Source organism: Citrobacter sp. Cpo089 (assembly GCF_030332695.1).
Taxonomy (GTDB): Bacteria; Pseudomonadota; Gammaproteobacteria; order Enterobacterales; family Enterobacteriaceae; genus Citrobacter; species Citrobacter portucalensis.
The window spans coordinates 1-7433 of sequence record NZ_JAOWHJ010000042.1 but is presented as its reverse complement, the minus strand read 5'-3'; the positions used below and the strand labels follow the sequence as shown (position 1 = coordinate 7433).

13 protein-coding genes and 1 pseudogene are annotated in these 7433 nt (G+C 48.6%); 7 read left to right on the top strand and 7 right to left on the bottom strand.

What is annotated here, in order from left to right; all coding sequences use genetic code 11:
- A pseudogene (locus OGX92_RS06890) lies at positions 1–295 on the bottom strand (IS1-like element IS1A family transposase); the annotation flags it as partial.
- Between the two features lie 57 nt (positions 296–352).
- Here OGX92_RS06890 and OGX92_RS06885 point away from each other — a divergent pair.
- On the top strand, positions 353–1054 hold the full coding sequence (locus tag OGX92_RS06885; protein WP_286586368.1) for a DUF898 family protein: 702 nt from the start codon (positions 353–355) through the stop codon (positions 1052–1054).
- 59 nt (positions 1055–1113) lie between these two features.
- On the opposite strand, the gene miaE is transcribed toward OGX92_RS06885, so the two are convergent.
- Positions 1114–1872, bottom strand: coding sequence for a tRNA isopentenyl-2-thiomethyl-A-37 hydroxylase MiaE (gene miaE / locus OGX92_RS06880; protein WP_148362521.1), 759 nt, complete (start codon positions 1870–1872; stop codon positions 1114–1116).
- A gap of 51 nt (positions 1873–1923) precedes the next feature.
- Positions 1924–2349 (bottom strand): ribonuclease E inhibitor RraB, encoded by a 426-nt coding sequence (rraB, locus tag OGX92_RS06875; RefSeq protein ID WP_003025845.1) that lies wholly within the window; start codon positions 2347–2349, stop codon positions 1924–1926.
- A gap of 163 nt (positions 2350–2512) precedes the next feature.
- Between rraB and argF the strand changes: the two genes are divergently transcribed.
- Positions 2513–3517 carry an ornithine carbamoyltransferase gene (gene argF, locus OGX92_RS06870; RefSeq protein ID WP_003830265.1) on the top strand — a complete coding sequence of 335 codons (1005 nt, stop codon included), beginning with the start codon at positions 2513–2515 and terminating at the stop codon, positions 3515–3517.
- A 106-nt stretch (positions 3518–3623) separates the two neighbouring features.
- Here argF and OGX92_RS06865 read toward each other — a convergent pair whose 3' ends face one another.
- Positions 3624–4076: a YhcH/YjgK/YiaL family protein gene (locus tag OGX92_RS06865; protein ID WP_048215052.1), complete on the bottom strand. Its 453-nt coding sequence runs from the start codon at positions 4074–4076 to the stop codon at positions 3624–3626.
- A 238-nt stretch (positions 4077–4314) separates the two neighbouring features.
- Between OGX92_RS06865 and pyrL the strand changes: the two genes are divergently transcribed.
- The 5 genes from pyrL (at position 4315) to ridA (ending at position 6326) form a co-directional block, all read left to right on the top strand.
- Positions 4315–4416 (top strand): pyr operon leader peptide, encoded by a 102-nt coding sequence (gene pyrL, locus OGX92_RS06860; RefSeq protein ID WP_003025819.1) that lies wholly within the window; start codon positions 4315–4317, stop codon positions 4414–4416.
- Complete coding sequence (locus OGX92_RS23450; RefSeq protein ID WP_106875647.1) at positions 4397–4450, top strand: pyrBI operon leader peptide; 54 nt, start codon at positions 4397–4399, stop codon at positions 4448–4450. Before pyrL ends, OGX92_RS23450 begins: the two co-directional genes overlap by 20 nt.
- A 2-nt stretch (positions 4451–4452) precedes the next feature.
- On the top strand, positions 4453–5388 hold the full coding sequence (gene pyrB / locus OGX92_RS06855) for an aspartate carbamoyltransferase (RefSeq protein WP_003025818.1): 936 nt from the start codon (positions 4453–4455) through the stop codon (positions 5386–5388).
- 13 nt (positions 5389–5401) lie between these two features.
- Positions 5402–5863 (top strand): aspartate carbamoyltransferase regulatory subunit, encoded by a 462-nt coding sequence (gene pyrI, locus OGX92_RS06850; protein ID WP_003025816.1) that lies wholly within the window; start codon positions 5402–5404, stop codon positions 5861–5863.
- 76 nt (positions 5864–5939) lie between these two features.
- Positions 5940–6326 carry a 2-iminobutanoate/2-iminopropanoate deaminase gene (ridA, locus tag OGX92_RS06845; protein ID WP_000047544.1) on the top strand — a complete coding sequence of 129 codons (387 nt, stop codon included), beginning with the start codon at positions 5940–5942 and terminating at the stop codon, positions 6324–6326.
- 34 nt (positions 6327–6360) lie between these two features.
- Here ridA and OGX92_RS06840 read toward each other — a convergent pair whose 3' ends face one another.
- From OGX92_RS06840 to OGX92_RS06830, 3 genes are all read right to left on the bottom strand, one after another.
- Positions 6361–6729 carry a hypothetical protein gene (locus tag OGX92_RS06840; RefSeq protein ID WP_286586367.1) on the bottom strand — a complete coding sequence of 123 codons (369 nt, stop codon included), beginning with the start codon at positions 6727–6729 and terminating at the stop codon, positions 6361–6363.
- Complete coding sequence (locus OGX92_RS06835; RefSeq protein WP_191219600.1) at positions 6726–7145, bottom strand: hypothetical protein; 420 nt, start codon at positions 7143–7145, stop codon at positions 6726–6728. Before OGX92_RS06835 ends, OGX92_RS06840 begins: the two co-directional genes overlap by 4 nt.
- 225 nt (positions 7146–7370) lie before the next feature.
- Positions 7371–7433, bottom strand: a 63-nt coding sequence (locus OGX92_RS06830) for an IS1 family transposase (protein WP_071603212.1), incomplete at its 5' end; no start/stop codon positions are given.

The following is a 7433-nucleotide window of genomic DNA, read 5'->3' as shown; positions in this document are numbered from 1 at the left end:
CCCGGCTGTATGCGCGAGGTTACCGACTGCGGCCTGAGTTTTTTAAGTGACGTAAAATCGTGTTGAGGCCAACGCCCATAATGCGGGCAGTTGCCCGGCATCCAACGCCATTCATGGCCATATCAATGATTTTCTGGTGCGTACCGGGTTGAGAAGCGGTGTAAGTGAACTGCAGTTGCCATGTTTTACGGCAGTGAGAGCAGAGATAGCGCTGATGTCCGGCAGTGCTTTTGCCGTTACGCACCACCCCGTCAGTAGCTGAACAGGAGGGACAGCTGATAGAAACAGAAGCCACTGGAGCACCTCAAAAACACCATCATACACTAAATCAGTAAGTTGGCAGCATCACCTGATGTCTATTGTTTTTATCGGTCTCATGCAGCTACTATGGCCATCAGACCTCGAACCAATGGTTTCGTTAATAGTTTGCCTGATCGTACTGTTCGTAATAGCCATATTCATACTTAACGGTGTTGTTTACCGTAACTGGATAATGCTTCTTGCCAATAAGTATAAGTTTGGTATTCATCGCTTCACTATAAATATTAAAGCATCAAGATGCATTATTATTTTATTGATCGCATTAATTATCCAGACCCCCTTTATAGCTGTCATTGTAAATATTATGAATTCGCTTTTTCATGACATCTATAATTACGGTTTATTCGCGCTATTGTCCGGTGCGCAAAGAACACTTACATTGACATACCTACTATATTTTGTAGGTATTCTGTTCTCGTCCGCTTACGCTTTTTCAGCATTGCGTAATTACACATTCAATCACCTGGCACTCGCGGATAGTATTCACTTTCACTCATCGTTGAGATTCACCAGAGTGGCCCTATATCTGCTACTGATAACCTTCATAACGATGATCACATGTGGTCTGGCCTATCCATGGTTGAGAATACGACTTCTGCGTTATCAGATCGAACAAACCGTTGTTATCGGCAACCTTGATGAATTGGATCTTACTAACGATGACATTCCTCTGGACACCGGTGCGTTTGCAATTATCTCGCGTGGCACAGCGACGGCACTGCCATTTATGTAAGATCTACGGCCGGGAAACCCGGCCGTTTCTAACGTATCTTCACATTTAACAGGATGCCTTCAGGCCGGCACACCGCTGTGGAAGCGGAATTCATCGTCAGGAGAGGTGATCAACGCGGCTTCTACTTCGCCAAAAAACCGCACCCGGCTACTGATATCATCGGCTGAAACCTGCTGCGCCAGCGCCAGGTAATCCTGATAGTGTCGGGCCTCGGATCGCAATAGCGACAGATAAAACGCCTGCAGATCATCATCCAGATACGGCGCCAGCGCGGCGAACCGTTCGCAGGAACGCGCCTCAATGTAAGCCCCGCAAATCAGTTTATCGATTAGCGTTAAAGGCTCATGGGTGCGTACCTCTTTGAGCATGCCTTTGGCGTAACGGCTGGCGGTAATCTTGATATAGGGAATGTTGCGGCTCATCATCGCCTCACGCACCTGCCAGAAATGATGCAGCTCTTCTTTGATCAGCAAAACCATGCTGTCGATAAGCTTGCGTCCCCACGGGTCGTCGGTTTGCGGCATCACGCTTTTGCTTATCTGTTTATTCAGCGCGATAAAATCCGGCTCATCCCCTTCTCTGAAAGCAAACGCTTCATAGGGCTTCAGCCAGTCCAGCAGCGCCTGCGATCCCTGTTTATCCGCGACATACTTACGCACCAGCAGCATCGCCGTTTGCGCCGCTTTCAGCTCACAGACGAGGTGATCGGTCAATAACAGAGGCAGATTCGCTGGGTCTCGCGCTTTATCAAGCCAGGCCTGGGGCGTTTTACAGTGCAGGAAGTTGTAGATCGGGGAAAGTATTTGCAGGTAATCCATACGTTGTCCTTGGCCTGCGGCAGCCTGGGCTACCGCAGGTCAGTAGATGACTTAGTGACGCACGCCGTCATCATCTTCGTCGACGAGGTCTTCATCGTCGCCGTCTTCACCTTCTTCGCCGTTCGGGTCTTCAAAATAGGTACCCCAACCGTCGTATTCCACATCATATTTTTCAGCCAGGTTCATCAGTTGCTCAACCTGAGCATCAATCAACTCCGCATTCAGTGCACATTCGCTCAGAATGTCACAGCAAATAACCGTGTCGCCTTCTTCCACTTCCAGCTCTTCCGGCTCGGTCACTTCATAACCCAGCTTGAAGGCTTCTACTGCCGCTTTTTCCAGGGTTTCGAAGTCATCCGCGGAAAGGTGATGCTCGATGGTGTACAGCGCATCTGGATCGCTGCCATCTTCGAGTAGCTCTTCAATAATCAAGCGCGTTTCTTCACGCTGTTCTTCCAGTAGTTCCGGGTTTGCCATGGCTCGTTCCTCATAATGTCCTGCCGATACTCTTATTGTCACATACCACTGTCATTGCCTCCACCTTTCCAGGAAAGATTTGTTAAACAAGGTTGCAAATGAATAAACATCCATATAAATTGAATTTTAATTCAATAAATAGCCTAAGCCATGTGAGGGAACCATGTCTGCGTTTTATCAGAAACATTTTTTGAAACTGCTTGATTTCACCTCTGCTGAACTCACGTCACTGCTCCAGCTCGCCGCACAGCTGAAGGCAGATAAGAAAAACGGCACTGAAGTCGCTAAGCTCACCGGTAAAAACATCGCGCTCATCTTCGAAAAAGACTCAACCCGTACCCGTTGCTCTTTCGAAGTTGCCGCATACGATCAGGGCGCGCGCGTGACGTATCTCGGGCCAAGCGGCAGCCAGATTGGCCATAAAGAGTCGATCAAAGACACCGCCCGCGTGCTCGGCCGCATGTACGACGGTATTCAGTATCGGGGTCACGGTCAGGAGATTGTCGAGACGCTGGCGGAATATGCCGGAGTTCCGGTGTGGAACGGATTAACCAACGAGTTTCACCCCACTCAACTGCTGGCGGATCTGTTAACTATGCAGGAACACCTGCCGGGTAAAGCGTTTAATGAGATGACGCTGGTCTACACCGGTGATGCCCGCAACAATATGGGCAATTCCATGCTGGAAGCCGCCGCGTTAACCGGGCTGGATCTGCGCCTGGTCGCACCGCAGGCCTGCTGGCCGGAAGAAAGTCTGGTTGCGGAGTGCAAAGCGCTGGCGCAGAAAAACGGCGGCAATATTACGCTGACTGAAGATGTCGCCACTGGCGTGAAAGACGCGGACTTCATCTATACCGACGTCTGGGTATCAATGGGCGAAGCAAAAGAGAAGTGGGCCGAACGTATTGCGCTGCTGCGTAAGTACCAGGTTAATAGCGCGATGATGGCGTTGACCGGCAATCCGCAGGTGAAATTCCTGCACTGCCTGCCCGCGTTTCATGACGATCAAACCACGCTTGGCAAACAAATGGCACAGGAATATGGTCTGCACGGCGGAATGGAAGTGACCGATGAGGTCTTTGAATCCCCCGCCAGTATCGTATTTGATCAGGCGGAAAACCGGATGCACACCATCAAAGCGGTGATGGTGGCGACGCTGGCGAAGTGAGGGCATGGATGAAAAGAATGCCGGATGGCGATGCTGAGCATCTTATCCGGCCTACAACCGCGCTCCCGTAGGCCGGGTAAGGCGAAGCCGCCCCCGGCAAATACGCTTATGCCACCCGCATTTTCACCACGGCTTTGCGTACCAGCGCTGGAGCACCGACCGCGCACAGCGGTTTATGCACTTCGCCCGGATAAAACACCACGAAATCACCTTCGTTCAGCACCACCGTTTTCTCCTGTACCCCTTCCGGCAGGAAGGCGATATCTTTATCCGCCAGCCAGTCAGTTTCCGGCGCGCCCGCAGGCTGCGTGCTGAAGGTCATGCCTTCCTGACCTTTGAGCAGGATCTGAATATCCAGATAGCGCGCGTGATACTCGGCGCGGCGCTGTGCAAACGGCTCCGTCATATCTTCAGCAATCAGATAAAACAGACGATCGCCGTCGATGTCGTGCTTACCTTTTTCCGTCTCATCCGTCACATGCGCTTTAATGTGTTCAATCGCCTGACGCAGCTCTTCCGGCAGCCAGGCATCCAGGTTGTGAATATTGCCGACAATCATCTCAAACCCCTTAATTAAAACATCGTTTCATTTTAGTTGTTATACGAAAAAATGGTCTGCCATACTACTGCTATTTGCCGATATTTTGCGTCAACGCATGTTTATCTCATTGTTACTGTTTGGCATTCAGGGTGAATGAATATTCATGAGAATCGTTTGCGATGAATAATTTGTGCATTTTTCGCTTGATCCCATAACGGAGCTGAGTATAATCGCGGACAATTTGCCGGGAGGATGTATGGTTCAGTGTGTACGACATTTTGTCTTACCGCGTCTGAAAAAGGACGCTGGCCTGCCGTTTTTCTTTCCGTTGATCACCCATTCCGAGCCCCTCAATTGAGGGGCTTTTTTTTTGCCCAGGCGTCAGGAGATAAACATGGCTAATCCGCTCTATCAAAAACACATCATTTCCATAAACGACCTCAGCCGCGATGACCTCAATCTGGTCCTCGCAACGGCGGCGAAATTAAAAGCTAACCCACAGCCGGAGCTGTTAAAGCATAAGGTTATCGCCAGCTGCTTCTTTGAAGCCTCAACCCGCACCCGTTTATCCTTTGAAACCTCCATGCACCGCCTGGGCGCCAGCGTGGTGGGTTTCTCTGACAGCAGCAACACCTCTCTGGGCAAAAAAGGTGAAACACTGGCCGATACCATTTCCGTCATCAGCACCTATGTCGACGCCATCGTAATGCGCCATCCGCAGGAAGGCGCCGCGCGTCTGGCTACGGAGTTCTCCGGTAACGTTCCGGTACTGAACGCAGGCGACGGCTCCAACCAACATCCCACCCAAACGCTGCTGGATCTGTTCACCATTCAGGAAACTCAGGGTCGCCTGGACAATCTTCACATCGCCATGGTGGGTGACCTGAAATATGGCCGCACCGTCCATTCCCTGACCCAGGCGCTGGCGAAGTTTGAAGGTAACCGTTTCTACTTCATCGCCCCGGACGCGTTGGCCATGCCGCAATATATTCTGGATATGTTGAATGAAAAAGGTATCGCCTGGAGCCTGCACGGCACTATTGAAGAGGTGATGGCGGAGGTCGATATCCTCTACATGACCCGCGTACAAAAAGAGCGTCTGGACCCGTCCGAATACGCCAACGTGAAAGCGCAGTTTGTTCTGCGCGCCAGCGATCTGAACGGCGCCAGAGCAAACATGAAGGTACTGCATCCGCTGCCGCGTATCGATGAGATCACCACCGACGTCGACAAGACGCCACACGCCTGGTATTTCCAGCAGGCTGGCAACGGCATCTTCGCCCGCCAGGCGTTACTGGCACTGGTACTGAATAGCGAACTGGCACTGTAAGGGAGAAAAAGAGATGACACACGATAACAAACTGCAGGTTGAAGCCATCAAACGTGGCACCGTGATTGACCATATTCCCGCACAGGTTGGTTTTAAGCTGCTGACGCTGTTCAAACTGACGGAAACCGACCAACGTATCACCATCGGTCTGAACCTGCCGTCAGGCGAGATGGGCCGTAAGGACCTGATTAAAATTGAAAACACGTTCCTGACCGATGAGCAGGTAAACCAGCTCTCCCTGTACGCCCCGCAGGCAACGGTAAACCGCATTGACGATTACGACGTGGTGGGTAAATCACGTCCGAGCCTGCCTGAGCGTATCGACAACGTACTGGTTTGCCCAAACAGCAACTGTATCAGCCATGCTGAACCAGTATCTTCCAGTTTTGCAGTGAAAAAGCGCGCTGATGACATCGCACTCAAATGCAAATACTGTGAAAAAGAGTTTTCGCATTATGTGGTGCTGGCCAACTAATTGGGGTTGGTTATGAGATCCCGGCTCCCTATAATGAGCGGGAACATTCTACTACCGCTGTAATTCAGGAGAAATCATGAGCAAGACTATCGCGACGGAAAATGCACCAGCAGCAATCGGCCCATACGTTCAGGGCGTTGACCTGGGTAGCATGGTAATCACTTCCGGTCAGATCCCGGTCGATCCGAAAACCGGTGCCGTAGCGGAAGACGTGTCCGCTCAGGCACGTCAGTCGCTGGAAAACGTAAAAGCTATCGTTGAAGCAGCAGGCCTGAAAGTGGGCGACATCGTAAAAACGACCGTTTTCGTTAAAGACCTGAACGATTTCGCAACTGTAAACGCGACCTACGAAGCATTCTTCACCGAACACAACGCGACCTTCCCTGCGCGTTCTTGCGTAGAAGTTGCCCGTCTGCCGAAAGACGTGAAAATCGAGATTGAAGCGATCGCTGTTCGTCGCTAAGTCTTATTAGAGAGCCCTGCTCTGGCAGGGTTCCTTAAGTATTGCAGCCTATAACTGAAAAAATCAATTCTCTTCCATTATTTTTTAAGGTGATGGTTTCATTTTCGATTATCCCCACACCCCAATTATATAATTCCATTTCCCCTTTTTGCTGTGATTCTATATTCTCTGAGAAACAGGTTTGTCCTAAAACCCAGTTCAACCTTGAACTATAAATATTAATTTTAAGATCATCATCACTATCATTCTTCATCTTTTCCAATGTATAAACTATCTTATTGTGAATTTTAAAACTAACAATATTGTTATATCTTTCAACTGAGTTAATAGAAAAAATACAGATAAACATTATACTTAGTAAAAAAAATATTTTTATAGTAGCTCGTCTTATAAAAGTGTTCATTGGCCATGTCTCCATAAAAAAGAATAACCAGATGAACCAATGAGCGCTTTATTTTTTTCCTGACACTTAATTACCCCCCATTTCTCTGCGACCAAGGATATATCATTTTCATGTGCAATTTTACGGTAAACGTACCGATAAGGCTGAAATGGATCGTGTAGAGGAGTGTTCATTTCCCTTACAATAATATTCCCAGACGATTTCTCCAAATAAACATATAAACCATGCCAGGATAAATTCTTTGCATAGTGGGTATTTGAATCATCGTTACGGCACCATTGTACAACCAGAAGATAATGACTTTCACGTACGGGTAACCAGCAAACCGAAATAATATACAGCATATAACAAAAGGCACAAACTAAAGCGAAAGTAAGTATTTTTTCCATGTAAAATAAAGTGCCATGCTCAGTCATGCCATTTTACCTCTGACTCAATGGCACCAAAAATATTGTACTCTCTGGCCAGACACTCCTGATGAAACCTCCCCATAAAAGTATCATTCACAGGAACGATACTACCTAAACGAACTCCAGAATTTGCGACACTAACATTCCAGTTATACCTGTCAAAAAACTTAAACTGAAATGTCAAATTATAACTACATAGTCTACTACCATTGCTCAGGTAATGACTCCAACTTATTGATAGTGTTTTATGTTCAGATAATGCCCGATGACTTTGTCATGCAGCTCCACCGATTT